Source organism: Burkholderia sp. B21-005 (assembly GCF_020843965.1).
Taxonomy (GTDB): domain Bacteria; phylum Pseudomonadota; class Gammaproteobacteria; order Burkholderiales; family Burkholderiaceae; genus Burkholderia; species Burkholderia ambifaria.
The window spans coordinates 3,076,622-3,101,813 of the sequence record NZ_CP086302.1 but is presented as its reverse complement, the minus strand read 5'-3'; the positions used below and the strand labels follow the sequence as shown (position 1 = coordinate 3,101,813).

The window sequence follows — 25,192 nt, the reverse complement described above, 5'->3', positions numbered from 1 at the left end:
CAATCAGTAGTCCCATCAAAAATATTCCGGCAAGACCGGAAACATGTGAGGAGCATTTGGAGATGACGAAAAAGACCCTGCTGGCCCTCGCGGCCTGCACGATCCCGGCCGCGGCATGCGCGCAGAGCAGCGTGACGATGTTCGGGCTGCTGGATGCCGGCATCAGCTATGTCAGCAACGAAGGCGGCCACGGCAACGCGAAATTCGACGACAACATATTCTTCCCGAACCTGCTCGGCTTCGAAGGCAAGGAAGATCTCGGCACCGGCACGCGCGCGATCTTCCGGCTCGTCAATCAATTCTCGCTCGCGAACGGCTCGATGATCGGCGGCGGGTTGTTCGCGCGCACGGCCTATGTCGGGCTGCAGAACGACCGATACGGCACACTGACGCTCGGCAACCAGTACGAGTTCATGGTCGATTCGCTGGCCGCGAGCGGCAACGAGATCGCGCGGGACCTCGTCGGGCTGTACGGCTTTCGCAACGGGCCGTTCGACACGCTCGCGCTGCCGAACAACCCGACCGGCGCATTCGACTGGGACCGCGTCGCGGGCAGCAATCGCGTCGCGAATTCAGTCAAGTACACGAGCGCGTCGATCTCGGGCCTGACCTTCGGCGCGCTGTACGGCTTCGGGAACGTCGCGGGGTCGGTCGGCGCGAACAACACGGTCAGCGTCGGTGCGAGCTACGACAACGGCCCGTTCGGCGCGGGCGCGGCCTATACGAACCAGAAGTACGGCGCGGCGGACGGGCTGCCGGCCACCACCGTGCGCAACTGGGGCGCCGGCGCTCACTACACGCTCGGCACGGTGACGGCGAAGGCGCTTTTCACGACCGTGCACAACGCGTGGAATGGTGCGGGCGTGTGGTCGGCGGAGGCCGGCGCCGCTTGGCATCCGTCGCCGGTCTGGGTGATCGGGGCGAGCTACACGTACATGAAGGGCAATGACACGCTCGAGAACGCGCATGCACACCAGTTCCTGGCCGCCGTCCAGTACTGGCTGTCGAAACGCACGATGGTGTACGTCGCGGGCGTGCATCAGCGCGCGAGCCACGGCAGCCACGCGCAGATCAACGGCGTGATGGACGCGAACGGCGCGTCGAGCGGCGCGCTGCAGTCGGTCGCGCGGATCGGGTTCAGTACGCGGTTCTGAGCGGCAGCCGCTTGTGACGGAAACGCCCGCCCGGTTCTGCCCGGGCGGGTTGCGCGGGAGGCGGCTTCGTCAGAAGCGAATGGTCACCGCTTTCGGCTCGGTATAAGCGTCGATGAACGACGAACCATATTCGCGGCCGATGCCGGACCCCTTCGCGCCGCCGAACGGAACGGCCGGGTCGACCAGCGTATGCATGTTCACCCACACGGTGCCGGCTTCGATGCGCGGCACGTAGCGCAGCGCCTTCGACAGATCGTTCGTCCACAGGCTCGCGGTCAGCCCGAACGGCGTGTCGTTCATCATCGCGATCAGCTCTTCCTCGTCGTCGAACGGCACGAACGCGCCGACCGGCCCGAAGATCTCCTTGCGGTACGAAGCCGATTCCAGCGAACGCGGCAGCACGATCGTCGGCTTCACGTAGAAGCCGTCGCGCGCGTACGCGCCGCCGCCGGTCACTACCGTGTCGCCTTCCGAGCGCGCAAGGTCGAACGCGTCGAGACACTTGCGGAACTGCGGTTCGTTGCAGACGGGGCCGATCATCCCGGCGTCGTCCATCGGATCGGCCGGCTGGAAGCCGTCCAGGCGCGCCTTCATCTTCTCGACCACCTCGTCGAACTTCGAACGATGCACGAAGAAGCGTTCGGCCGACGCGCACACCTGCCCGCTATGCAGGAACCCGGCCTCGACGATGCCGTCGAGAATCTTGTCGACCGGCGTATCGGCCAGGAACGCCGCCGCGTTCTTGCCGCCCAGCTCGAGCGTGAAGCGTGTGAAGTTCGCGTTGACGGCTTGCTCGCCGATGATGCGACCGGTCGGCACCGAACCCGTGAACGACACCTTCGCCACGCGCGGATCGCGGATCACCTTCGCGCCGACCTGGCCGGTGCCGTTGATCACGTTGAGCGTGCCCGGGGGCAAGCCGGCTTCGGTCGCCAGCTCGGCGATGCGCAGCATCGTGAGCGGCGTGAACTCCGACGACTTGATGAGCACCGTGTTGCCGGTCGCGAGCGCCGCGCCGAATTTCCACACCGGGATCATCACCGGGAAGTTCCACGGAATGATCCCGAACACGACGCCCAGCGGTTCGCGCAGCGTGAACGACGTGTAGCGCTCGCCGTTCATGCTGGGAAACGACGGGGCGAGCGTTTCGCCCGCGATCTTCGTGGCCCAGCCCGCGTAATAGCGCAGCCAGCGGGCAGACCAGCCGACCTCGATCACGCGCGACAGCCCGATCAGCTTGCCCGACTGCGCGGTCTCGATCTGCGCGATCTCTTCGCCATGTGCTTCGATCAGGTCCGCGAAGCGCAGCAGGATGCGCTCGCGGTCGGCCGGCGTCAGGTTTGCCCACTCGCCGCGAAACGCGCGATGCGACGACGCGAGCGCGGCTTCGACGTCGTCGTCGGTCGCCTGCGCGACCGAGCCGATCACCGCGCGCGTCGCCGGATCGCGCACGTCGATCCGTTCGCCGCGGCCGGCCACCGCGCGGCCGTCGATGTAATGACCGTGTTCGCGCGCGAGAAACGCCCTGACTTCGTCCAGCATCCGAACCAGTGCCATCTGTATTCCTCCGGAAATCCAATTGAGTGTGAAAGGCCCGATCAAGCCGCGTGGGCGATCAGGTCCGACGCCTTTTCGGCGAGTGCGATGGTCGGCGCGTTCGTGTTGCCGCTCGGGATGCTCGGCATCGTCGAGCTGTCGGCCACGCGCAGCCCCGCGATACCGTGCACGCGCAGTTGCGGATCGACGACGGACGACGCCGCATCCGTGCCCATCCGACAGGTGCCGACCGGGTGATAGACCGTCTTCGCCGCGCCGCGCACCCAGTCCTCGATCCCCGCGTCGTCGTCGGGCGGACAGTCCGGCGAGAAGATCTCGTCGACGTGCTCCGCGAGCGCCGGCTGGCGCAGGATCTTCAGCGCGAGCTTCGCCGCCCGGATCTGGCCGTCGACGTCGCGGCGGTCGGCCAGATAGCGGCCGTCGATGCGTGGCAGTTCCTGCGGGTTCGACGAGCGGATCGTCACGCGGCCGCGCGAATACGGTTGCAGATGGCCGGTCTTGATCGTGATGCCGTGCGTGCGGCCCGCCGTCACGCCGATCGGATCGTCGAACGAGTCGATCGTCGGCAGGAAATGGAACTGGACGTCCGGCTGCCCCTGCCCGCAGGTATCGACGAACGCGAACCCTTCGAGCACCGGCGACGTCAGGATCCCGGAGCGGAACCACTTCCACTGGATGCCGTGCTTCAGCGCGCGCCATCCCTTGTCCTGGCCGTAGAGCGACACCGGCGTGCGGATCGTCGCATTGACCGACATGTGCATGTGATCGTGGAAGTTCTCGCCCACCGGCAGCACGTGCCTGACCTGCACGCCAGCGTCCTCGAGCACCTTTTGCGGCCCGATGCCGGACAACTGCAGGATCTTCGGCGAGCCGATCGCGCCGGCCGACACGATGATTTCGGCCCGGGCGCGCGCCGTCACGCGACGGTTGCCCTGCCGATACGTGACGCCGGTCGCGCGGCCGCCTTCGATTTCCACGCGTTCGACCAGCGCATCGACTTCGAGGCTGAGTTCCGGACGGTTGCGGATCGCGCTCAGGTAGGTCGCCGCCGTGGAGCCGCGCTCGCCGTTGAAGATCGTCGCCTGATAGAACCCGACGCCCTGCTGCCGCTCGCCGTTGTAGTCGACGAGGTAGTCGAGCCCCATCTGCTGGCCCGCCCGCACGAACGCCTGCGACAGCGGATGGCGATAGCGGATCTCGGTGACCTGCAGATGTCCCTTGTTGCCGTGATAGGGCGCCGTCAGCGATTCGTTGTTCTCGGCCTTCGCGAAGTAGCGCAGCATGTCGTCCGCGCCCCAGCCCTTGCAGCCGTATTCGGTCTCCCAGCGGTCGTAGTCGTTGCGGTGCCCGCGCACGTACAGCATTCCGTTGACCGAGCTCGAGCCGCCGAGCACGCGCCCCTGCGGCACCGCGATCGAGCGGCCCTTCACGTCGTCCGACGGCTCGGCCGCATACGGCCACGTGTAGCGCGGAATCGCCTTCGCCAGCCCGCCCGGCATGTGGATGAACAGATCCTTGTCGTGGCCGCCCGCTTCCAGCAGCAGCACGGTGCCGAGGCCGCGCTCGACGAGATGGGTCGCGATCGTGCACCCCGCCGAGCCGGCGCCAATGACGATGTAATCGAAAGTTCTATCGGACATCCTGGTATGCGCCCGCTGTCGTGCGCGCGACGTTCACCGGCGCGCGCTGCCGCCGCATGCGTCCGTCGCCCGGCCTGCGGCGGCGTCTCCTTGAAAATCGGTGGTTGTTTCTCATGGCGCGAGCCAGCCCGTGCGATTCGACGCGCCGACCGGCTGCGTGCGAGCACGCGCCCGATTCGACAGGACAGCTTGCCGACCGCTTTCCGATTCTAGGGATGCGCCGCGGGCGCCGTTCGGCGATGCGTGCACACTTTTGGCTTCAGCGTGCAGATCGATGCCGTCGCGCGACGGCGGCCCTGGAGAACGTGGAGAAACCACGATTGACGCCGCGGGGCAGCGCTGCCGACAATGGCGGCGTTTGAACGCGCGTCCCGGCCGTTTGCATTAACCTTGACGCGTTCCCCGGCCCACTTCCTCTTCCGGCAATGGCACACGAACTCGTCGTCGACGCCAGCAACAGCAGCGCGAATCTGCGCGACCTGATCGCGGACAGCTTCCTGCCACTGGTCTTTCACGACACCGGCTCGCAGTTCCGGATGTCGGTGCGGGTGGCGACGGTGGGCGGCCTGCGGATGGCGGAGGTCGACACCACCGCGATCCGCGTCGATCGCGACCGCTCGCTCGCGTCGCGCGCGGACAGCGATTGCTACAAGATCCTGTTCCAGATCGCCGGGCAAAGCCGCGTCACGCAGCGCAACGCGACGTCGACCGTCAATCCCGGCGAGTGGGTGATCTACGATGCGACGCAGCCGTACATGATCGAATCGACGAACGCGTCACGCTTCGTCGCCGCGCTGACGCCGCCGAGAAGCGGCACGATGTGGCGCTGGTTCGTCGAGCGCGCGGGCGTGCAGGTGCGCCGAACCGTCGGCAATGCACAACTGGCCCTTCAATCGATCCATTACCTGATGGACGGGCAGGTGCCGAACGATCCGGAGAGCCTGTTCGGCTTCGAGCAATCGACGCTGATGCTGCTCGATTCGGTGATTCGACGCGAGGCGAGCGATTCGCTGACCGGCGCGGATGCGCGCAGCGCTGCCCTGCGCATGAACGCGGAAATCTACCTGTCGCATCACTACAGCGATCCCGACTTGTCGCCGGACAAGCTGGCGAGCGCGCTGAACGTGTCGCGGCGCACGTTATATAGCGCGCTGGCCGCGACCGAGCGGACACCGCAGAGCCTGATTCAGGAGTATCGGCTGCAGGCGAGTCGGCGCGCGCTGGAAGATCCGGCCGATACCAACCGCACGCTGCTGGAACTCGCGATCGCGTGCGGGTTTTCGGACATCACGCATTTCGGGCGGGCGTTCAAGGCGAGGTTCGGGTGTAGCCCGGGGGTGTATCGGGATGCGTATCGGAGTGCTCCGAGCGAGTGATGTAATCCGCATGGTGCGAATCCGCTGATCGGTCGGATGGATCGCAGCGTCCTGCTGCAAGGCTTTTCGCAGCCCCCACGAGCCCAATATTTTCGCGAATCCGGGTCGCCCGACAACGAAGGCGCGGCGCCGGTTCGGGTCGCTGCTTTCATCTCGCTCGACGGCGACTACCGTGGCTCTGCTCCCCTCATGTCCCATATCGCGGCACTGCGACGGTGTAGTTGACCGTCGGGCGCCCCATGAAGCCGCCGGTCGGAATCTGCCGGCTTTCGGGTTTGTCTGCCCAGCCGGCGAAACAGCGCAGCGTGTGGAACGACATCGGCAGATCCCGGGGTACGAAGCATCGACATATCCGGCCCACTGCAGGACGCGGGTTCCGGCGACGCCGGGACATCCGTGCACCGGATGCAGGATTCATATGCACGCGTGCTGTAAGCGTGTGTAATCGATTCGCGGATCGATCCTTCGTACGCTGTCGATACTCTTCCGCGCGCCGCCTTCTCCGCAAGCGCCGCTTCGCAGGATGGGAGAGATGCAGATGCCACGGGCGTCGTCACTCAGCAGAGTGTTTTTCAACGAGAAAGCGTGAAAGGAACTGCCATGCCCAAGATCTTGGATACCTTCAAAATCGTCGATGTGCTGATCGCGTTCGATGTCGACGAGATCCTGAAGAGCAACAACAACTCGCTCAGCCAGCATCCGGACCAGCCGACGTCGCTCGGGAACAATCCCGATACCGTGTACATGATCACCACGCTGGCGAATGCGGCGTACGGCTACGGCCAGGGCACGACGCAGGGACAGAACGAGGGCGAAGGAGGTAGCAATTTGCGGATCAAGGCCGAGGTCGACGACGTGATCCGCTGGCGCACCGTGTCGCTGACCGGCACGGCCGACTACAAGTGCTTCTTGTATAACTTCGTTCCGAAGACCACCAATCTGCTGGGCTACGTTTCGTACCTCACCGACAACAGCACGGAGCCCTATCCGGCGCGGGGCTGGCCCGAGAACAACAGCGTGAACGAGGAAGCACGCGCGGACTACTACGCGAAAGCGACCGTGGTCCGCCCCGGCAACAACGAAACGTATTCGTTCGTCGCAGCCATTTACGACCGGCACGCGCAACTGAAGGGCTACGTCACCTGGGATGCGTACCTCACCATCAGCAACCAGTGATGCCGAACGGGCACCTCGACATGGCCGGGGCATGATCCGCACGAGGTGCCCGGCGGCACCGGGCGGCCCGAATCGGTCCGCCCGGCGCGTTCCGCCGCCGCTGACGCGCCCGCGGTCGTGTCACAGAAACAGCAGTGCCGGATTCAGCTCCGTTTCATCGCACGGCTGCGCACGCCAACCCCGTTCGACCGGCACCGAATACAACCGTCGCGCGCCGAACCGCGGCCAGAAATGACACAGCCCCGGCGCGATGACCTGCACCACGGACAAGCCGATGTCGGGCCGCGTCTTGTCGACGACGAGCACGTCCATGCCTGCCGCCGCGATGCGCGCGGTGCAATGCGCGAGCGCTGCCGGTAGCGACGCGGCCTCGACCGGTTGCCACGTCGAACGCGTCGTCGCGCGCGCGCCCGCCGCCGGATACAGAAATCCGGTTGCCGGGAGCTTGTCGCGATCCCACGGATGCGGCGCATCCGCGGCGACATCGAGCAACTGGTTGACTTCGGTCAGTGCCCGCTGCACCGCGATCCGGCCGTCCGGATGACAGCCGAAGCCGATCGAGAAGCGCCCGTCTTGCGGATTTTCCGCCAGCGCGGCCACGGTCGGCACCGCGAGATCGGTGGTGATGTCCAGTGCCCACAAACGCCACCCGAGCGTCGCGTATTCGTGCACGAGCGCGTCGAAATACGGATCATCGAAACTCGCGAGATCGATGCCGGGGCGTGCAAGCCGGTTGTACCACCAGATCGCGACCGCATCGCGCTCGATCAACTCGAGCATGCCTTGCAGAATCGCCTCGTCGATGCTCGAACCCGCCGCGCAGCCGTTGGGGTTGTGCACGCACGCGGCCGGCGCCTGCGCACTGTCCGGCGTTTCCGCATAGCAGTAGCTCAGCGGCACGAGGCGGCGCCTGCCGCTCACGAGCGACCATGCAGGCGTCCAGTCGATCACGTCGCGCGACGTGAAGCGCGGCGGCACCTGCTTGCGGACATCGCGGGTCAATGCATTGATCGCGTCGCGCGCATCGAATTGCCGTTCGCTGAACTGCTGAAGGTCGTTCACGTGGATGGGCTCGGCGTCGCAAGCCGGATCGGCGAGCAGGCTTGCCATGCTGCCGGTCAACCTCGCCTCGTCGCCCTGATACACGCTGCTGAATCGTTCGAGCGCTTCGCATAGCGCGCTCACGCGGGCTTGCTCGTCGCTACGGCCCTTGCCGGAGCAGATCCTGTCGAACCGGTTGCTGCCGGGCACGGCGGCCGGGCACACGAGAAAGCCCGACGCATAGACCTTGCGCAGGCCCGCGTGCCGCTTCGGCATCGGGTGCAGATACGCGATCGCGCCACTGACCGGCGAGATCAGATGGGCATAACGCTCGAACACCTGTTGCGGGTCGGCGGTACGGTAGCCGCCGTCGGCACGCGTCAACGGCGCATGATCGGCGAGCCGCGGCGCCCGCGCCGCCTGCTCGCGCATCCATGCGGGATTGCCGCAGCACGGGCATTGCGGACGCTTCAGCACGCGATGCCGTTCAGCGGCCAACGTGTCGATGCGCTGCGCCACGATATGCGTTTGCGAACGTTCCGCTATCGTGCGGTTGACCGCGATCTGCTCGACCGTCGCCGCAACGAGCGCCGCGGCGGCAGCGGCGCCGGCACGCGACGCGGCCGGCGGCAGACGCGTTGCCGCGCTGCCGTGATGGCGCGCAAGCAGCGCCTCGACCGGCCGGTTGATGCGAATCCAGTACCGCACGCATTCGATGCACGGCGCATCGGCATGCGCGCCGCCGCCGGCCAGCAACGGCCCGATCAGCGTCTGCACGCCACCGGCCGCCACAAGGAGCAATGCCCCGCCGCGCGCCGTCACGCGGGCGGCGCACGCGGCGAGATCGTCGCGGTCGTGCGTATCGGCGATCGCGACGGTCAATTCGGCGTCCGGCACGACATCGATGCCGGCCGTGTCGAGCGCGCACCGGAGCGCCGCATCGTCGGCGCCAAACGCCTCGACCGCGACGCGCAGTTGAACGACGCGCGCGCAAGCCGCGTCACCGTCGAGCCCGGCACGCTCGAAGAAGCCGCGCGCGGCATCGTCGTAGTGCGGCGAGTCGGCGCGCACGTACCCGCGACGCACCAGGTGATCGAGCCGCGCGAGCACGTCCCATTCTCCAAACGTGTCGGCAAGCGATGTCACGATCTCGGCGATCGTCATCCGCGCCCGCAAGCAGGCGGCGATCCGCACGAAGATCGCGCCCGACAGCATTGCGCGTTTGAATTCGTCGACGACGAACAGCGTCTCGGGGCCCGCATCGAGCACGAGCAAATGCGGTTTGAAGCGCAACACGCGCGAAAGGTCATCAAGCATCGTCGGATTCCGTGCGAAGGATCAACAAACATCGCTCGACCCGGGCAACCGGCCCGGGTCGCGCGATGGGGTGCGGCTCGGCCGCACCAGGTCAGCAGCAGGTGAACAGGTAGCTCGGCCCGGCGTCGCAGTAGGCCGCGAGCGCGACGGCCTCTTCGTCCAGGTTCGTCGGTTGCTCCGGTATGCCGACCGTCATCACGTTGCGCGGCAGGTTCCAGCTCCCGCCGCCTTTCCCGTCGCTCGTCCAGCCATGATCACCGTGCGTCTTCTCGATCTCGATGTCGAGGATCCACGGACACTGGTAACCGAAGTATTTCGCGAGCGTATCCAGCGGCTGGTCCAGCAGTTCGCGCTTGAATGCCGGGTCCCGCCATGAAAGCGCGATCGCACGCAGATAGACCTTCTGAAACTCCAGCATCGATTCGAGCGTCGGATTAGCGTTGTCCTTTGCCATGTCGGTTTCCCCGAGGTCATTCCATGATGGTGATGTGGTTCGCGTTGTACGCGGCCAGCGCCTGCGCGAATTGCGCCTCGTCCGCCGGCGCGGGCGGCAGATACAGGGTGAGCTTGTTTTTGTGGCCGGCTGTCCAGTCGCCGTTGACGGTCGGTGTCCACGCCGACGATTTGATCTGCACCTTCAGGTCGAGCTTGAACGGAAAGTGATAGTCGAAATGCTCGCGCAATGCGTGGACAGGATCGCTCTCGAGTTCGTCGAGAAATGCCGGGGAATGCCATGCGAGGGCGATTGCCCGGATGACGGTCGCGCGGTATTCGAGAAACTGCTCGTACGTCGGTAATCGAAGATCCTTGCTCATCGGTCTGTTCTCCTGAATGACGAATGGAACTGCTTACGGCAACGACTGCAACGTCGCTTCGGCGAGCCTGGCGATCCGGCCCATGCCCGCCGTCGTTGCAATTTCGACTGCGCGCCGGCACGCGTCCAGCGCGGCCACGCCGCCGCAGCGCGGATCGGCCCGGCGCAGGTACTCGCACTGCTTCAGCAACAGCTGGGCTTCGTAATACCGTTCCCCGGTCGACTCGCACCATGCGAGGCATTGCCGGATCTGCGCGAGCGCGGCGTCGTAGTCGCCGCGCCCGGCATCCAGCTCGGCAAGCAGCGACGCGTAGTAGGTCAGCCCGAGCAGGCCGCCCGACTGCCGCTGCGCATCGAGGTGCGCGACGACGCCCGCGCGATCCGCTTGCGTCCACGCATGGATGATCGCGGCGTAGTGCCCGACCGCGCGCAGCCGGTGCGCCTCCGACAGCCGAAGCAGCGCTGCCGACAACGATCGCGCCGCGTCGCGATCGCCCGCGAGCTGGTACGTGCGTGCGAGGTACAGCATCGTGACGCCGAGCGTCGGCAGATGGTCCAGGCAGGTCGCGCAATACACGGCTTCGCGCGCCATCGCGAGCGAGGCCTGCGGGTCGTCGTCCATGCACCAGCGCACGCTCGCGAGCGATGCCATCGTCCACGCGCGCGTATCGAGCCCCAGGATGCGCCGGTGGCCCGCGTCGCGTCGCACGTCATAGCCGGCCAGCACGGCGTCGAACGCGGCGCGGGCGCGCGCATAGTGGCCGTCGACCCACAGGCTCATGCCGCGCATTGCGTCCGCCGCGACCTGAACGCCGGCATCGCCGCGCTCGGTCGCGAGCGCGTCGAGCCGCAGGCCGATCCCGCGCACGGTGGGACGATCGCCTGCGACGTGGTAGTAGGTCGACAGCGTCCATAACGCGCTGATCTCGAGTTCCGGATCGTCGAGCGTCTGCATGTGCCGCAGCAACTGCTCCGCATGCTCGCGCACCCGCGGATCCGCCCAGCCGAAGCGCGCCATCGTCGCGTGCGTCAACGTGGCGCGGATGCGCGCACTGTCGTGCTCGCGTTGCGCGTAGTCGGCCGTGCCGAGCCATTCGAATACGGTCTGCCCGTAACGGATCGCGTCGTCGTACCGGGAACGTTCGAGTGCGCGGCGCGCCGCGTCGATGCCGTGGGCGATCGCCTCCGCCCAAGCGCCTGCGCGCGCGAAGTGCCCGGCGACGCCGAACGCATGCGCACCGGCGCCGCGATCGGCTTGCGCGACCAGCGCACGGCCGACGCGCGCGTGATTGCCGCGCCGCACGGCCGGCGGCATCGATTCATACGCGGCATCGCGAATCAGCGCATGGCGGAACGAATAGAACACGCGATCGCGCCGATGCTGCGCATACACGATCCGCTCTTCGTGCAGCAGCCGCAGATGCGCGTCGAGCGTGGCCCGGTCGTGCGGCGATGCGTCGGCGAGCAGTTGCGCATCCACCTCGAGCCCGATGGTCGCGGCGAGCTGCGCCGTGTCGCGCGCGCCGTCGATCCGATCGAATGCAAGACCGAGCATGCCGCCGAGACTGAGCGGAAGCGGATATGGGTCGGTTTCCCCCGTGGGCGCGGGCGAGCCGTCCGCGCCGCTCATCGTCAACTCGCGCGCGACGGCCTCGATAAACAGCGGGATACCCGCCGTGCGATCGGCAAGCTGGTCGAGCCATGCCGGATCGAACGCGCCCTGGCCCAGATGCGCCGACAGCAGGCGCTGCGCGTCGTCGCGCGGCAGGCGGCGCAGCACCACGCGGTCGGTCGCGCCGCGCCAGCGAGCGAGCTTGTCGGGGCGCGACGTGAGCACGATGCACAGGGCCACCGCGCGCGGCGAGCGCTGCAGATACGCGAGAAAGTCCTCGGTCGAGCGATCGAGCCATTGAACGTCCTCGATCACGAGCAAGACCGGCGCGCCGTTGCCGAGCGACACGATCAGTTGCTCGAGGACATCGAACAACGCGTGCTGCTCGCGCACGCTCGACCACAGCAGCCCCTTCGCCTCGCAGGGCAGCCCCAGCCAGGTCGCGAGCGCGACACGGGCGGCCGCATGATCGCAATCGAGCGGCGCGATCATCGCGTCGATCGCCGCGAGCGCGATGCCGGGCGGGCTATCGGCATCGATATGCCAATGCGCGCCGATGAACCGCAGGACCGGAAACAGCGCGTGGTTCTCCCGCTCGGGCAGGCACCCGCAATGCGCGAAGGCGTGGCCCCGGGCCTGGACGGCCTCGCACAGCGCGTGCACGAGCCGCGACTTGCCGAGCCCCGCGTCGCCGACGACGAGCCGCGGCACACCGTGCGGCGCCGGCTCGCCGCGCATCGCGCGACGATGGCGCCCTTGCGTTTCGCGCCACGCGCGCAGCAGCGCGTCGAGCTCGCGCGCGCGGCCGACCATGGGCGCACGCAGGCCGGCGTCGAGCGAATCGAACGGCGTATCGGCGTGCCGCTCGCCGAGCAACTCGTGAACCGGCTGCGGCACGAGGCCCGCCCGCGCCAGCCGCAACGCGGTCGGCCGGACATCGGCATGCCGTTCGAGCGCGAGCCGCGCATCGTCGCTGATCAGAATCTGTCCGGGCCCGGCCAGCCGCAGCAGCCGCGACGCCGCGGCGGGCGTCGAGCCGCCCGACATGTGCGACGCATGCGCGAGCGCCTGCCCGACGTGAATCGCGGCCGCCACTTCGACCCGCCAGTTGTCTCCTGCCCCGGCAACGCGTCCGCCGGCCGCCGCCGGCACCGGCAGCAGCGCACGCCCGGCTACCCGCACCATGTCGAGCGCCGCACGCACCGCGCGGCGCGCGGGCCGGTCGATATCGCCTTGCAGGCCGAAATGGAACAGCAGCGTGTCGCCGAGCCGTCCGCCTGCGTGCGCGCCGTAACCGATGGCGATATCGGCGCACTTCGTCAGCCACTGTTCCTCGTAGCCGTCGAGCGCATTGCCGTGCTCGGTTCCGGCATGGCGTTGCCGCCCCTCTCCGGCGATCGTCACGCAACAGCACAGGGTGGTGATCTGTCGGAACTCGCCGAGCGCGGGGATCGTCTCGCCGTGCGGTGCAAGCGGGCGCGGATGCATCTGCCGGCCCGCGCGACCGGCATCGAACTGGCCGACGAGCGCGGCGAAGTTGAGCGCGCGAAACTGCGCCGCGAGCGCGTCGGCCGACGCGGCGCGCTGCTGCGGATTCTTGTTCAGTGCGTGTCGCAGTACCGCGCCGAGCGGATGCGACGCGATCGACGGCGGGAGCGCGACATCCACGGGGCTCAGCTGCTGATAGAGGATGTCGGCCACGCTTGCGCCTTGCATGACGACATCGCCCGTCAGGCATTCGATCACGATCAGGCCCCACGCATAAAGATCGCTTGCGGGTGTCGGCGGCTCGTTGCGCAATTGCTCCGGCGCGCAATAGGGCGGCGAGCCAAGCACCTCGGTCGCCAGCGTCGCGGTGTCGCGCGCGACGTCTTCGGTACCGGGCAGCAACGCACCGATGCCGAAATCGAGGAGCTTCCCGTGCGGCCCGTCATCGGCCATCGTGATCACGATGTTCTGCGGCTTCAGATCCCGATGCACGATGCCGCACCGATGGGCGGCCGCGAGCGCGTCGAGCACCTCCGTCATCAGCCCCCCCGTGTCGACGGCCGACAGCGGCCCTTGTGCCGCGAGCCGGTCGCGCACGGTGCTGCCCTGCACCAGTTCGAATACGGCGAACAGCCGCCCGTCGGGCGCTTCCCCCTGGTCCAGCAGGGCCACGATGTTCGGATGCCGCAGCGCCTCGCACAGGCTCGTCTCGCGCCGGAAGCGCGCACGCCGGCGCGCGCGCTCCGCCGCGCTCAGCGCGGCATCGTCCCGCATCAGCTTGATCGCGACATCTTGGCCCGTCTCGTTGCAGGTCGCGCGAAACACCACGCCGTTGCCGCCTTCGCCGAGCAGCGCGCCGAGCCGGTAATGCCATTTGCCGGCAAGCGCCGCGAAAGGCGCGGCATGCTGGTGCGGCGCAACGGCGTCCGGCCCGGCTGGCGGGCGAAATGCGGTCGGCAACACGGCCGGTTCGCGCGCGTTCACGGGCAATGGACAACCGGGGCCGGCGCCGCGCGCTGCACGCCGATACGCGGCCCGACGGCCGGCACCGACTGGCATTCGAGGTGCTCGCCGCGCATGATGCGGAACGAAAAATCGCCGAAACGGACGCTGCCGCGCCGGCGCTCGACGAGCTGGCTCGCGCCCAGGCCCGGCAAGGCCGCGAACTGGCTCCGGGCGCGGTGAATCTGCACGTTGACATGGGACGTATCGATGCCGAGCATGCGTGCCAGCCGGTCGAGTTCGATCCATCCCTGCGTGGCGGCGTCGTAGCCGGCCTGCATGTCGGCCGAGCGTGCGCGGGCGAGCGTGACGAGGCTGTAGTGATGGGCACGCTCGCCGAGGTCGACCACGCCGCCGCGGACATGCAGCAGCATGCGCACGTGCTCCTCGTTCCGGCTGACGAAGAATTCGAGCAATTGCGCCGGCCCGGCCGGATCGGCAGGTGCGGCAAGCATCACCGTCGAGCCGTGGCGCACGAGGGCGAGGCGCCACGCGAAGTCGCCGGTCGACACTTCATCGCCGTCGTGGAGCGCGCGCGGCGGCAACGTGTCGTCGCACAGCCATTCACCGGCCGGCGAACGGACGATCGTGACCGGCTGCGCGGCCGGTGCAGGCAGGATCTGGCGCGGTGCTAGCACGATCGGCGCCGCGGCGCCTCGTATCGGCCATAGCGTATCGGCCGGATCGTCGAGCGTATCGACACGCCAGGGTGCAATGCCGGCTCTGCCGAACCGGATCACATCGCCTCGCTGCAGCACCGCGTGCTCGCCGTCGCGCAACGCCACGCCCGATACCGACGTGCCGTTGCTGCTGTGATCGTGAAGCTCCCAGAGCCCGCCGACCCAGCGGATATGGGCATGGACACGCGACACCGACCCATCCCGGATGACCGTGTCGCAGCGCGCGTCGTCGCGGCCGAACACGTGATACGCGCGGAGCAGGCATGCTTCTCCGGAAGAATCGTTCTTGAGTGTCGCCATGGCCGCCCCGTGTCGGATTCGCCCGGATCGCTCACGTGACGCATCGACGCGACCGGACAAGCGATTGATTCAATGATCGCGAACGGTGCCGACCGTTCGCCGCCTCGTTACCTGATTTTTCTGGCCAGCGTCCTTTCCAATCGTTGCCCGGCGCGCCGCGCGTTATTTCGGCAAATTGAATTGTCGAGCGCTTTGTTGTTTTAAAACCGGAAAACCTGATGAAAATCCTGCCAAATTAAATCACGCATCGCAACCGGAATACCCAGCGCGGGGGCTTTATATTGCAATGCTTCACATTTCGACGAATTTTCAGGGTCGCAAATAAAGGGTCGAAATTCTTCATCGCCGCGCAAATGACCACCAGACAAGCGCTGCAACGGTACGACGTCATTGAATGACGAGGTGAATTCGACAACCTTTGCTGTCGCGGACAATTTGTTTGATCGGGCGATAATTAAATTAGATAATTTCCTGAATTCAAACAATGGTCATCTATGTTCTTATAATCGACATTGATTAATTTATTCATAAATTCTGCTGCGCCACTCGGATGTTTCGGGAGATCTCATCGGCAAGCGCGTGCGTCACGATCAATTGATTGAATGACCGCCACGCCGGATCCGGCACCGGTCGTCCGGGCGCCGGGAGCGGGGAGCGGGGAGCGGGGAGCGGGGAGCGGGGCGACGACAATATCGACGGAACGCGCCGACAGGAAAGATTTGCGCTTCCGTTGGGCCGCGCAATCTCAATGCCGCCTGCAGATCGAATCCGCTCCATCCGCGCAGCATCCATGCTTTCCTTGCTCTGTCACGCCAACGTCAATCCCGTAAAGGGCTGGTGATGGCCGCGGCGCATTGGTGTGGAGTTGACCCCGTCGTTCTGGACAAAGCCTCGCACTACGGTTGATGAATCCATGGCGCGTCAAGACAATGGCTGCGCTCAACTCACGATCGGGTCGTGCATCGAAATGCGCCCGTCGAATGACGCGATCCGCGTGCAATGGTTGCGCGGCACGCGTCAGACGGATCGCAACGGGTCGTGCCGATCTTTCGCTCCAGGACCGATGGGAAACTTCATCGCGTCGTGGAAGGGATTTTTTCTATCTTTGACTACCACGGCGCGAGGCACACGACCAGAGCAATGCAAGCAATTGCCGCGAAGACAGAACCGGCTCGTCAGACGCACGCAATCCGGGCAAGCGATGCCACGCCACGGCGGGTTCGCGATGATGCTGTTGGTGATAGTTGATGTTGTACGGCCAGATAAAGAAGCGGCCCAGTAACCCGACGCGCCACGAATAAGTCCAGTCATTCCAGCCAGCCGTGACACCCGGCCCGCCGCTGTGCTCTGCAATACTACGGATCTTCTGCACCAGCGCCCCGATTGTCACGAGAGGAACGAACCAAAGCGCCGCAAGCGTCAACAGTTCGCGTACTGTGCATGCATGCACGAGCGGCACGAGCAGGATGCCCCATGTCGCTATCGCCGTAAGCAGCGGCAGTGACATGGACGCACCACGCCCGTTCGCACGCCGGTATGCGCGCATGTTTTTCACCATGTTGACCAGGAGCAAATCACCGAGCAGTTGCCGGACGAGCGGGAGTGTGTCGAGTGGCTCGAATTTCCATGGCTGCGCGTGGTACAGATAATTCCGCTCGGGATCTTCCGCAGTCCCGACGTGTCGATGGTGTGCGAGATGCAGCGGGCGATAAAATTCGATGGGCACGAGTCCCGGTACGCCGATTGCCAAGTTGATCAGAAAGTCGTTCGCGAAACGGCGGCGGGTCAAATGATAGTGTGTCGCGTCGTGATACAAAATGAACAACGCGTGTTGCCGGGTCGCGACAACAACGGCAGCGACGAGGTAGCCTCCCCAATGCCCCACCGATAACGCAACTCGCAGCGTAACTACGATACATAGCCATTCAAGCAGCAATGCGGCGGCCGTACGCAGGTCAACGTCGAGACGAATGAGCACGGTCGTCGCACCGCCAACGCCAATGCCGAGTGCGAGTCCCGCGAGCATGTCCGCGAGCAGATGCTGTCCGGTCGTCAAGACCGTGAGCGCCAGCATTGCGCTCCACGCAGCGTAATAGCGCGCTGCACGGACACGTAGCGCAGCCAATACCACGGTTACAGCCACAGGCAGCGCAACATGCCCGCATGGACTCGCGGCGAGTGGCGCGTCGATCCGATACAGCCACGCGATCCATCCTGTCGCAGCCGGCGACCGGCTCACGGCAGTCGGCCATAACAGATGACTGACGATGCACAGGCCTGCGGCAAGCGCACCTGCGAAAAACGCGGGCAGCAGCCAATTTCGGCATCGGCCGAACCAGACAATCGACGGCATCACGAGCGCGTAACTCAAATAAAGCGGCACGCTGGCGGACACACGCGGAATGACCGCATCGTACGGCCCCGGACGCAACAGCGCCACGGGTGCCATCGGCACGTGTGTGACCCAGAAGTACAGTGCACCCGACACGACGACATAGATTGCCAGCCAGCGCCACGCGTCGAACGCCGACGGTATATAGGAGACGGAAACAGGAGGTATGGCGCGCATGTGAAAAAAGGAGCGGCTCAATCGCGTATCATCATAAATCGTTTCAGCTCGCATGAATAACGACGCTATGCCGCTTCGAGCCAGTTCCATGACACGTGCGCAGCTGCGCGACGTCGACATTGCACATATGTACGCGCTCTACTCGACCTGTTACCGGGATACGGAACAGGCACGCTTCGAACACGATCTCGACGACAAGACACATTGCGTCATCATGCGCGATGACACCGGCAGGCTGCGCGGCTTCTCCACGTTGAAACTATATGAACAGCAGTGGTGCGACACCACACTGCGCATCCTGTTTTCCGGCGACACGATCGTGGATCCGGCCTGCTGGGGCAGCCAGCAACTCGCGTTTTGCTGGATTCGACTCGCCGGTGAGCTCAAACGCAACTCGCCTGACGTGGCACTATACTGGTTTCTGATCTGCAAAGGGCATCGTACGTACCGCTACTTGCGAGCATTCGCGCATGACTTCACCCCGCGATTCGACCGACCGACTGAACCCGTGAATCAGGCACTGCTCGATCATCTGGCAGTTGAGCGCTTCGGTCACGCATACGACGCCGCGTCCGGCGTGCTCAATTTTCCGGTACCGCAAGGCCGCCTCGCCCCAGCCCTCGCCGAAGTGCCGGACGTGCATCGACGGCTGCCGGATGTCGCCTATTTTCTGGAACGCAATCCAGAATACGCGTGCGGCAACGAGCTCGTCTGCCTGTGTGAACTGACGCCGGAAAACCTACGCCCGATGGCAAGACGAATCTTCACCGGTGAATGAGCCAATGACGCGGATCCGGCTAGCCACAGCGGTCGACAACGAACGGCTCCTCGCGTTTCAAACACGTTACGCGATGCTCAGCGGGATGCCGCTTCGCTTCGATCGCTCACCGGATTACTTCGCATTGCATCGGTGTCATTCGAACGACTATCGAACCTGGCTCGCGGAGGACAGCGCCGGGCGCGTCAAAGGAATAGCCAGCATGGTCGTTCGCGACGGCTACGTCGCCAGCGAGAAACAGCGCATCGCTTACCTCGGCGACTTGCGCATCGCACCCGATCGCGAACTAGCGCACACGTGGGTCGACTATGTCGTCGATCGCCTCGCCGATCTCGCCCGGCACGAAGATGTACAGCATACGTACTGCTGCGTCATTCGTGACAACCGGATCGCAACGCAATCGCTATTCAAGACAGGCAAGCGAACCCGGCTCGGATTTCGACATTGGCGCGGCTACAGTAACGTATCGATCTATGCGCGGCGTATTGCTGCGCGGAGTGCCGGCTCCGTCAGGATCACGAACGCGTCGGCCGCCGATGCCGACGCGCTCCGCGCGTTCCTGGACCAGGAGTCGCGTTCCCACCCCTTCGGTTGCGTCTTTACGGCGGACGAATTCGCGCGCCGCCTGAACACCTGGCCCGACTTCGGAATCGAGCGCTTTCTGGTTGCACGTAACGCGCAGCGGCGTATCGTGGGCTGCGTTGCTCCGTGGGATGCAGGACGTATCAAGCGCATCGTCCTGGAACGTCTGCCGCGCTCGCTCGGTGCGCTGCGTCACGGCTTCAACGCCATCGCGCCGTTGCTCGGACGCCCTCCCATCGCAGCACCCGGCCAGCCGCTTCAGGACATCTACCTGACTCATCTGCATGTGAGCGGACGCGACCCGGACATCGCACAGGCACTGCTCGATGCGGTCTGGCAACGAGAGCGGAGCCGCTACGCCTTGCTGCAGCTTTGCCTGTACGATCACGATCCTCTATGGCCCGCCTTGCGCGGCTATCGGTACACCGCACTGCCGATGGATCTATACACGCTATCCACGCCCGGCGCGAGCGCACTCGATCCGGCCGGCACCGAAGCGATCCCGGGATTCGAGATTTATCTCGTCTGACCGCTCGCGACCGCTGCCGCTCGCGTGTCGTTCAGGAGCGCAACGAGTGCAAGCCAGAAACGCCCCGCATCGAAGCCGGCGCCTCCGAGTACAGGCTGGCCATGGTCGAGATGCGGCACGCACACTTGGGGCATGCCGCGAATCGTCTGGTGGTCGAGGTAGAACTGTCCGTCATGCGCACAACCGGGACGGTAGCGGTCCAGGCGTGAGTGATGTGCGTCGAACCGGGACGTGCGTTCTATCGACCAGCTCACGACATGCACACAGTGCAGGCCACCGGGCACCGCAGACAACAGATTCGCGATGCCCGCGTCGCGCCCGCTGCCGATATCGCGCGAGCCTGCATGCAGCCAGCGTGTGCGCAGCAATCTCCCGGCGGCTCGACCCAACCATGCAGGATCGATGCGCGCCCCCCGTTGCTCGAGCAGGCCGTCGACGATCGCACTGGGGCCGACGGGCGGCTGAACGAGTGCGATACCGTCGCAGCGAGCACGAAGCCCTGAATCCGCATGCAGCGCCGCCAATGCATCGAGCCCGCCCTTGCTATGGGTAAGGACGATAAAGCGGCGATCAGCGGGCAGGCGCGCATACAGGTTGCGCACGATATGCGCGCCCTGCTCGGCAACCGCGCGCGACGAGCGGACCGGCACACGCAGGATTGGGTACCGCGCGGCACGCAACGCCCGCGCAGCATGCCGGAAGCAGGCAGGTATCCACTCGGAATAGAGTCCCGCAATTAGCACGATGACCGTGTCCCGGGATGCGTGGGCGCCATGCGCGTGCCAACATTCGATGAAGCGCCGGGTCCAGTCGAGTGCTGCGGGTGCCGGTTCGAACGGCGTCGATGGGTAGTGTTGCCGCCACTCGTCGAAGCCGGACGGCGACCATGCCGGACACCGTGCGCTCATGCCGGCTCCGTTGTCACGCCATCGGCAGCGAGCGCCGCGCGGGCAGCAGCCAGCGTGGCCGGATTCCCGATTCGGGCAGGGTGAAAACGCGGCGAGAACCATGCCAGCCACGCGGGCAGCACGCGGGTAACGATGCCCGGCGCACCGAATAGCCACCAGCCAAGCTGTGCCCAGCTTCGCCAATTGCCGGCGTCGCGGTCGGCACGCGCGAGACGGACGATAAAATAGCCCAGATCGACGATGAAGCATGCCGTGACGCCGAGCATCGCCGCCGTCCGCATGAAATAGCGCTTGATCGCGCCGCCGCCGCAAGCGCGAAATACGTCGAACGCGACGGCCTTGTGTTCGGTTTCCTCTATCGCATGCCACCGCCAGATCGCGGCCATCGACGGGTCGACGCCGTCGAGAATGGCCGGATCGCGCAATAGCAGATCGGCCAGAATGGCCGTGTAGTGCTCAAGACATGCTGTGAAGGTCAATTGAAGCAACGGCGACGCGACACGCCGGCATTGTTGCTGCCGTCTCCGCATGAGCGCCTCGAGTGCGTCGACCGGCATGCCCTGGCGAGCCAGGCGCCGGTTATACGCGCGGTGCTCGCGGATGTGAGCGGCTTCCTGGTACAGGAAAGCATCCACTTGCGCGGCGAGCGTGCCGTCGGCCGGCAGCGCGTCGCAGTACTGCCTCACGCTATCGACAAAGAACTTCTCGCCAAGCGGAAACATGATCGAGAACGCGTCGAAAAAGCGCGTCACGCGGCGGTTGTCACGATACCAATAGCGAGGAATGTGGTCGGCAAAACAAAAACGCGGATTGCGCCGACGGATGTCTGCCGCGTCGTTGCAGCGTTCATGCATTGAATCGTCGGTTCGTTTGGCGTACATGGTCGTGGCCGATCGTGGCGTAACGCGCAGGGTCAGCGCAGGCGGGCGTATTGTTCGATGATGGCGATCGAAGGTATGCTCTGCGTCGCCGCCACCATCCATGTCCGAATTGTATGTTCGTTGCCAATGCAAGCGCCATAGATAATCGTTCGCGACGGTTCGACCGGCTGAATCTCTGCGTGCTCGCGCTACAGAGCGTTGTATGGGCCGGCATCCTGACGTGGCTGTCGCACGGTACGAGCCCCTTGCGCTGGGTGTCGCTCGTACCGTTCTGCCTGATCATGCAAGGTGTGTTTTCGATGATGCACGAAACATTCCACGGTTTCGGGCATCGGCGCGGAGAAGTCAACTACTTGATGATGTGGTGGGCATCGACGATGTTCGGCGCCGCGGCAACGCTGATCCACGTGAATCATCTCGGTCACCACGTGCGGAATCGAACACCTGCGGAGCGGGTGGACTTCGTCGAGCCGGACGCTTCGCTGTGGCGCAAGCGAATCGAATACTACGCGGCGATCGTCGGCGGCATCTGGTTCGCGAGTTTCGCGGGCAGCTTCGTCCTGGCCGTGCTTCCGAGTCGCATCCCGCATGGTTGGGCGAAGTACGGACACGACAACACGTATGCGGCTGCGTTCAGAGACTTCGACCAGGCCGAATTTCGACGAATTCGATACGAAACCCTCGCAGGCGTGGCCGCGTGGATTGCACTGGGTGCATTGCTGGACTGGCGCGTGCTCGACATCGCGCTTGCCTACCTCGCATTCGCGTTTTCGTGGTCGTCGCTCCAGTGGGTGTATCACATGCACACGCCGCTCGACGTTGTCGAGGGCACATACAACATGCGTGCCCCCACAATGATCCGCTGGGCGTTCCTCAACTTCAACTACAACCTGACGCATCACCGGCATCCGAGCCTGCGCTGGCAGGAGCTTCATGCATGCTCCGACGCGGCGGAGACGCGACCGCTGTGGTACGGTTGGCTGCATGTGTTCGAGGCGCCCCGGCGTTTGCCCAGCGATCCGACACAGCTCGAAAAGACCTATTTCTGACGAGAGGACGCACGTGCGTGCACAGGATGCGTGGGCCGCGTTTGGCGCTGCTGCAGAACCCTTCCGTCGCGCGTGGCTCACCGCGCTCGATGCGCCGGGCGACGCGCAGGCGGCCTATCTGTCACGCTTGCTCGCCGCGAATCGGAACACGACGTTCGGCATTGCCAACGGGTTTGCCGATATCGCAGATCCGGCACAATTTCGCGAGCGCGTGCCGGTGGCCCCCTACGCCGGCATGTCCCGATGGATCGATCGTGCACTCCAGGAGTCCGCTCCGATCCTGACCGCGCAAGCGCCACGCTTCTTCGAGCGTACGAGCGGCGGCAGCGAGCAGCAAAAGCTCATTCCCTATACGCCGGCCTTTCTCGAAGAATTGCAGTTCGCGCTGATCGTCTGGCTCTCCGATCTGCATCGCGCCGTGCCCGGCGTCGCGGCCGGGCGCGCGTACTGGTCGATGTCACCTCCACTGCAAGCGCGCGAACGCGCTCCCAACGGCATCATGATCGGATCGGACAGCGATCTCGATTACCTGGCCGACAGTCCGCTCGTCGATCTGCTGCCGACGCTCGTCGCACCATCGCTGTCGGGTGATGGTCGGTCGTGGCGCAACGAAACGTTGCGCGCGCTGATCGCCGCTGATGATCTGGCCTTCATCAGCGTATGGAGCCCGACCTTCCTGACCAGTCTGCTTCGTCCGCTATTCGGCGACGCCGAACCGCAACGCCGCGATACGCTCACCTTCCTGTTCGATTCGCTGCCGTCGAACCGTACGGCAGCGCTGCGGCGCGCACTCGACGATGGCCACTGCGGCCGGGTGTGGCCGCAACTCGCTGCAGTGAGTTGCTGGATGGACGGCCCAAGCAAACACTACGCCGCACATGCCCGCACCTGGTTTCCGCAGGCCGCGTGGCTTCCGAAAGGCTTGTTTTCCACCGAGGCGGTGGTCAGCCTGCCGTTCGGCGATACGGCCGGCTGTCCCCTCGCCGTCTGCAGCCACTTCCTGGAGTTCCTGCTCGACGACGGAACCGCGATAGGCGTGGAAGAACTGAAGCCGGGCGATACGGTCGAGGTCGTCGTGACGACCGGAGGCGGCCTGTACCGCTATCGGCTCGGCGATCGGGTCCGTGTGACCGGATATGCGGGACGAACGCCATGCGTGGCCTTCGTCGGGCGGACGGGCACGCAAAGCGATCTGGTCGGTGAAAAGCTGGACGAAGCCTATCTTGCTGCGTCACTTTCCGAGGTGCTGCAACCGGGCGATGAAGGTTGCATGATTCCGTGCGCGGACGCGGATCCGCCCCATTACCTGCTGTTGCTTGCAAGCGGTACGCAGGACGTCGCCGCCCTGCGCGATGCGCTGGAACGGGCTCTCGCCCGCGCTTTTCACTACCGGCACGCGCGCACGGTCGGCCAGCTTGGCCCGTTGCGCGCGGTTCGCATACCCGGGGGCGCCGCCCAGCTGGCGGATCTCGTCCAGCGAGCCCACGAGCGTGCAGGCATCCGGGCTGGCGATGTCAAACCCCGCGCACTGGTGGCCAAGCCCGCTGTGGCGGACGCACTCCGCGCATTCATCGAGGACGCGTGCTCATGTTGAACATATCGATCGCATCAACGTGTTCCCCGTGCGACGAATTCGCGCCGGACGCCGATGGTGAAGCCTTCGGCGCGCTCGTCGAGCAATGGTACGTCGCGGGCACCGAAGCCGAGGTCAAGCGGGACAAACCGTTCGGCACGCGCGTACTCGGCCTCGGCATCGTGCTATTCCGGGCGGCCGACGGCGAGATCGTCGCGCTCGTCGATCAATGCGTGCATCGCGGCACCCGGTTGTCGGCCGGGAAAGTCATCGACGGCTGCCTCGTCTGTCCGTATCACGGCTGGCATTACGACCAGCACGGCAGCGTCACCCGAATTCCCAGCATCGACGGCGCAAGCGCCGAACCGACCGGTACGACCTACCCATATCGTCAGCGCAGGTTGCCGGTGCTGACTCGGCACGGCCTCGTCTGGGTCTATCGCGGGCGAGGCGATCCAGCGCTGAAGCGGCCGTTCGACATGCCGCACCACGGCGAACGGCCGTGGCAGTCGTACTACATGGTCAATACGTTCGATGGCGATCTCGGTGCGCTGGTCGAGAACTTCATGGACGTCCCGCATACGGTGTTCGTGCACGACCGGATCTTTCGCTCATCCACTGGGCGGCGGCTACGGGCGACCGTCGAACTGAAGCAGCAGAGCGTCGAGGTCACGTATCACGATGACGGCGACAAGATCGGCATGCTGGACTGGCTGACCAATCCGTCCAGGGAACCGCTTCGGCATACCGATCATTTTTATGTACCGAACGTCACGCGGTGCGACTATCACTGGGGTAGCCGCTCGAGTTTTCTGATCATCAGCCAGATCACGCCGCTCGACACGCGTCGATCGCGTGTCTATACGTACATCGCCTATCGCTTTGCCTTGCCGGCCGCGGTGCTGCGCGCGCTGAAACCGCTGCTGCACCTCTACACGCATTCCGTGATCCAGCAAGACGTGCGAATCATGCGTGCGCACCGCGAGGGACTCGACAACGCCGCAGGCTTCACGCCGTCGAGCGTGCGCGCCGATGTGGTCCACATTGCGATCGGCCGGTTGTTAGCCGCGACGCAGCGTGGCGAGCCGTTGTCCGATGCGCAATGCGGCACGAAGCCGATGGAATTCGTGATCTGAACGTCATCGGCGCGATCGGGCTAGGCCCGC

At 65.4% G+C, this 25,192-nt stretch carries 20 protein-coding genes; 8 read left to right on the top strand and 12 right to left on the bottom strand.

The genetic code is table 11. From position 1 onward, the window contains the following. Nucleotides 1–62 precede the first annotated feature (62 nt). Nucleotides 63–1,154, top strand: coding sequence for a porin (locus LMA02_RS30390; protein WP_228908726.1), 1,092 nt, complete (start codon nucleotides 63–65; stop codon nucleotides 1,152–1,154). Nucleotides 1,155–1,223: 69 nt separating this feature from the next. Here LMA02_RS30390 and LMA02_RS30385 read toward each other — a convergent pair whose 3' ends face one another. Continuing rightward, nucleotides 1,224–2,711 carry an NAD-dependent phenylacetaldehyde dehydrogenase gene (locus LMA02_RS30385; RefSeq protein ID WP_228908725.1) on the bottom strand — a complete coding sequence of 496 codons (1,488 nt, stop codon included), beginning with the start codon at nucleotides 2,709–2,711 and terminating at the stop codon, nucleotides 1,224–1,226. Between the two features lie 41 nt (nucleotides 2,712–2,752). After that, a complete protein-coding gene (locus LMA02_RS30380) occupies nucleotides 2,753–4,351 on the bottom strand; it encodes a GMC family oxidoreductase (protein WP_228908724.1) in 1,599 nt (532 codons plus the stop codon). Between the two features lie 425 nt (nucleotides 4,352–4,776). Here LMA02_RS30380 and LMA02_RS30375 point away from each other — a divergent pair, with 425 nt between their 5' ends. Next, nucleotides 4,777–5,727, top strand: a complete 951-nt coding sequence (locus LMA02_RS30375) for a helix-turn-helix domain-containing protein (protein WP_228908723.1) — start codon at nucleotides 4,777–4,779, stop codon at nucleotides 5,725–5,727. A 187-nt stretch (nucleotides 5,728–5,914) separates the two neighbouring features. On the opposite strand, the gene LMA02_RS30370 is transcribed toward LMA02_RS30375, so the two are convergent. Next, nucleotides 5,915–6,046, bottom strand: coding sequence for a betaine-aldehyde dehydrogenase (locus LMA02_RS30370; protein WP_228908722.1), 132 nt, complete (start codon nucleotides 6,044–6,046; stop codon nucleotides 5,915–5,917). 281 nt (nucleotides 6,047–6,327) lie between these two features. Between LMA02_RS30370 and LMA02_RS30365 the strand changes: the two genes are divergently transcribed. After that, nucleotides 6,328–6,903, top strand: a complete 576-nt coding sequence (locus LMA02_RS30365) for an AidA/PixA family protein (RefSeq protein ID WP_228908721.1) — start codon at nucleotides 6,328–6,330, stop codon at nucleotides 6,901–6,903. A gap of 120 nt (nucleotides 6,904–7,023) precedes the next feature. Here the strand turns inward: LMA02_RS30365 and LMA02_RS30360 are convergent, their stop codons facing one another. The 7 genes from LMA02_RS30360 to LMA02_RS30330 all read right to left on the bottom strand — a co-directional run bounded on the left by LMA02_RS30360 (nucleotide 7,024) and on the right by LMA02_RS30330 (nucleotide 17,816). Beyond that, entirely contained in the window at nucleotides 7,024–9,261 is a 2,238-nt protein-coding gene (locus LMA02_RS30360; RefSeq protein ID WP_228908720.1) for a TOMM precursor leader peptide-binding protein, read from the bottom strand. Nucleotides 9,262–9,352: 91 nt separating this feature from the next. Then, the gene (locus LMA02_RS30355; RefSeq protein WP_228908719.1) at nucleotides 9,353–9,715 is read right to left on the bottom strand and encodes a BMA_0021/BMA_0022 family TOMM bacteriocin; all 363 of its coding nucleotides are present in this window, start codon (nucleotides 9,713–9,715) and stop codon (nucleotides 9,353–9,355) included. A 16-nt stretch (nucleotides 9,716–9,731) separates the two neighbouring features. Next, entirely contained in the window at nucleotides 9,732–10,076 is a 345-nt protein-coding gene (locus tag LMA02_RS30350; protein WP_228908718.1) for a BMA_0021/BMA_0022 family TOMM bacteriocin, read from the bottom strand. Nucleotides 10,077–10,109: 33 nt separating this feature from the next. After that, nucleotides 10,110–14,159, bottom strand: coding sequence for a TOMM system kinase/cyclase fusion protein (locus tag LMA02_RS30345; protein WP_228908717.1), 4,050 nt, complete (start codon nucleotides 14,157–14,159; stop codon nucleotides 10,110–10,112). Beyond that, on the bottom strand, nucleotides 14,156–15,157 hold the full coding sequence (locus tag LMA02_RS30340; RefSeq protein WP_228908716.1) for an FHA domain-containing protein: 1,002 nt from the start codon (nucleotides 15,155–15,157) through the stop codon (nucleotides 14,156–14,158). Before LMA02_RS30340 ends, LMA02_RS30345 begins: the two co-directional genes overlap by 4 nt. Nucleotides 15,158–15,357: 200 nt before the next feature. Continuing rightward, on the bottom strand, nucleotides 15,358–15,591 hold the full coding sequence (locus tag LMA02_RS30335; protein WP_228908715.1) for a hypothetical protein: 234 nt from the start codon (nucleotides 15,589–15,591) through the stop codon (nucleotides 15,358–15,360). A 665-nt stretch (nucleotides 15,592–16,256) separates the two neighbouring features. After that, a complete protein-coding gene (locus tag LMA02_RS30330) occupies nucleotides 16,257–17,816 on the bottom strand; it encodes a fatty acid desaturase family protein (protein ID WP_228908714.1) in 1,560 nt (519 codons plus the stop codon). On the opposite strand from LMA02_RS30330, the gene LMA02_RS30325 reads away from it, so the two are divergent. Beyond that, on the top strand, nucleotides 17,815–18,504 hold the full coding sequence (locus LMA02_RS30325) for a hypothetical protein (protein ID WP_228908713.1): 690 nt from the start codon (nucleotides 17,815–17,817) through the stop codon (nucleotides 18,502–18,504). The genes LMA02_RS30330 and LMA02_RS30325 overlap by 2 nt on opposite strands. 4 nt (nucleotides 18,505–18,508) lie before the next feature. Further along, nucleotides 18,509–19,615 carry a hypothetical protein gene (locus LMA02_RS30320; protein ID WP_228908712.1) on the top strand — a complete coding sequence of 369 codons (1,107 nt, stop codon included), beginning with the start codon at nucleotides 18,509–18,511 and terminating at the stop codon, nucleotides 19,613–19,615. Here LMA02_RS30320 and LMA02_RS30315 read toward each other — a convergent pair. Then, nucleotides 19,603–20,523, bottom strand: coding sequence for a hypothetical protein (locus tag LMA02_RS30315; RefSeq protein WP_228908711.1), 921 nt, complete (start codon nucleotides 20,521–20,523; stop codon nucleotides 19,603–19,605). The two genes, LMA02_RS30320 and LMA02_RS30315, sit on opposite strands and share 13 nt — an antisense overlap. Continuing rightward, nucleotides 20,520–21,404 (bottom strand): metal-dependent hydrolase, encoded by an 885-nt coding sequence (locus LMA02_RS30310; protein WP_228908710.1) that lies wholly within the window; start codon nucleotides 21,402–21,404, stop codon nucleotides 20,520–20,522. Before LMA02_RS30310 ends, LMA02_RS30315 begins: the two co-directional genes overlap by 4 nt. Nucleotides 21,405–21,517: 113 nt before the next feature. Between LMA02_RS30310 and LMA02_RS30305 the strand changes: the two genes are divergently transcribed. The 3 genes from LMA02_RS30305 to LMA02_RS30295 are packed head-to-tail and all read left to right on the top strand — an operon-like array spanning nucleotide 21,518 to nucleotide 25,162. Further along, nucleotides 21,518–22,453 (top strand): fatty acid desaturase family protein, encoded by a 936-nt coding sequence (locus tag LMA02_RS30305; RefSeq protein ID WP_228908709.1) that lies wholly within the window; start codon nucleotides 21,518–21,520, stop codon nucleotides 22,451–22,453. A gap of 13 nt (nucleotides 22,454–22,466) precedes the next feature. Further along, entirely contained in the window at nucleotides 22,467–24,047 is a 1,581-nt protein-coding gene (locus tag LMA02_RS30300; protein WP_228908708.1) for a GH3 family domain-containing protein, read from the top strand. Beyond that, nucleotides 24,041–25,162 (top strand): aromatic ring-hydroxylating oxygenase subunit alpha, encoded by a 1,122-nt coding sequence (locus tag LMA02_RS30295; RefSeq protein ID WP_228908707.1) that lies wholly within the window; start codon nucleotides 24,041–24,043, stop codon nucleotides 25,160–25,162. Before LMA02_RS30300 ends, LMA02_RS30295 begins: the two co-directional genes overlap by 7 nt. Nucleotides 25,163–25,192 lie beyond the last annotated feature (30 nt).

What these genes read in the sequence shown, in the direction of transcription:
- LMA02_RS30390 (WP_228908726.1), top strand. Translation starts at nt 63, where the DNA reads ATGACGAAAAAGACCCTGCTGGCCCTCGCGGCCTGCACGATCCCGGCC.
- LMA02_RS30385 (WP_228908725.1), bottom strand. Translation starts at nt 2,711, where the DNA reads ATGGCACTGGTTCGGATGCTGGACGAAGTCAGGGCGTTTCTCGCGCGC.
- LMA02_RS30380 (WP_228908724.1), bottom strand. Translation starts at nt 4,351, where the DNA reads ATGTCCGATAGAACTTTCGATTACATCGTCATTGGCGCCGGCTCGGCG.
- LMA02_RS30375 (WP_228908723.1), top strand. Translation starts at nt 4,777, where the DNA reads ATGGCACACGAACTCGTCGTCGACGCCAGCAACAGCAGCGCGAATCTG.
- LMA02_RS30370 (WP_228908722.1), bottom strand. Translation starts at nt 6,046, where the DNA reads ATGTCGTTCCACACGCTGCGCTGTTTCGCCGGCTGGGCAGACAAACCC.
- LMA02_RS30365 (WP_228908721.1), top strand. Translation starts at nt 6,328, where the DNA reads ATGCCCAAGATCTTGGATACCTTCAAAATCGTCGATGTGCTGATCGCG.
- LMA02_RS30360 (WP_228908720.1), bottom strand. Translation starts at nt 9,261, where the DNA reads ATGCTTGATGACCTTTCGCGCGTGTTGCGCTTCAAACCGCATTTGCTC.
- LMA02_RS30355 (WP_228908719.1), bottom strand. Translation starts at nt 9,715, where the DNA reads ATGGCAAAGGACAACGCTAATCCGACGCTCGAATCGATGCTGGAGTTT.
- LMA02_RS30350 (WP_228908718.1), bottom strand. Translation starts at nt 10,076, where the DNA reads ATGAGCAAGGATCTTCGATTACCGACGTACGAGCAGTTTCTCGAATAC.
- LMA02_RS30340 (WP_228908716.1), bottom strand. Translation starts at nt 15,157, where the DNA reads ATGGCGACACTCAAGAACGATTCTTCCGGAGAAGCATGCCTGCTCCGC.
- LMA02_RS30325 (WP_228908713.1), top strand. Translation starts at nt 17,815, where the DNA reads ATGACACGTGCGCAGCTGCGCGACGTCGACATTGCACATATGTACGCG.
- LMA02_RS30330 (WP_228908714.1), bottom strand. Translation starts at nt 17,816, where the DNA reads ATGGAACTGGCTCGAAGCGGCATAGCGTCGTTATTCATGCGAGCTGAA.
- LMA02_RS30320 (WP_228908712.1), top strand. Translation starts at nt 18,509, where the DNA reads ATGACGCGGATCCGGCTAGCCACAGCGGTCGACAACGAACGGCTCCTC.
- LMA02_RS30315 (WP_228908711.1), bottom strand. Translation starts at nt 20,523, where the DNA reads ATGAGCGCACGGTGTCCGGCATGGTCGCCGTCCGGCTTCGACGAGTGG.
- LMA02_RS30310 (WP_228908710.1), bottom strand. Translation starts at nt 21,404, where the DNA reads ATGTACGCCAAACGAACCGACGATTCAATGCATGAACGCTGCAACGAC.
- LMA02_RS30305 (WP_228908709.1), top strand. Translation starts at nt 21,518, where the DNA reads ATGTTCGTTGCCAATGCAAGCGCCATAGATAATCGTTCGCGACGGTTC.
- LMA02_RS30295 (WP_228908707.1), top strand. Translation starts at nt 24,041, where the DNA reads ATGTTGAACATATCGATCGCATCAACGTGTTCCCCGTGCGACGAATTC.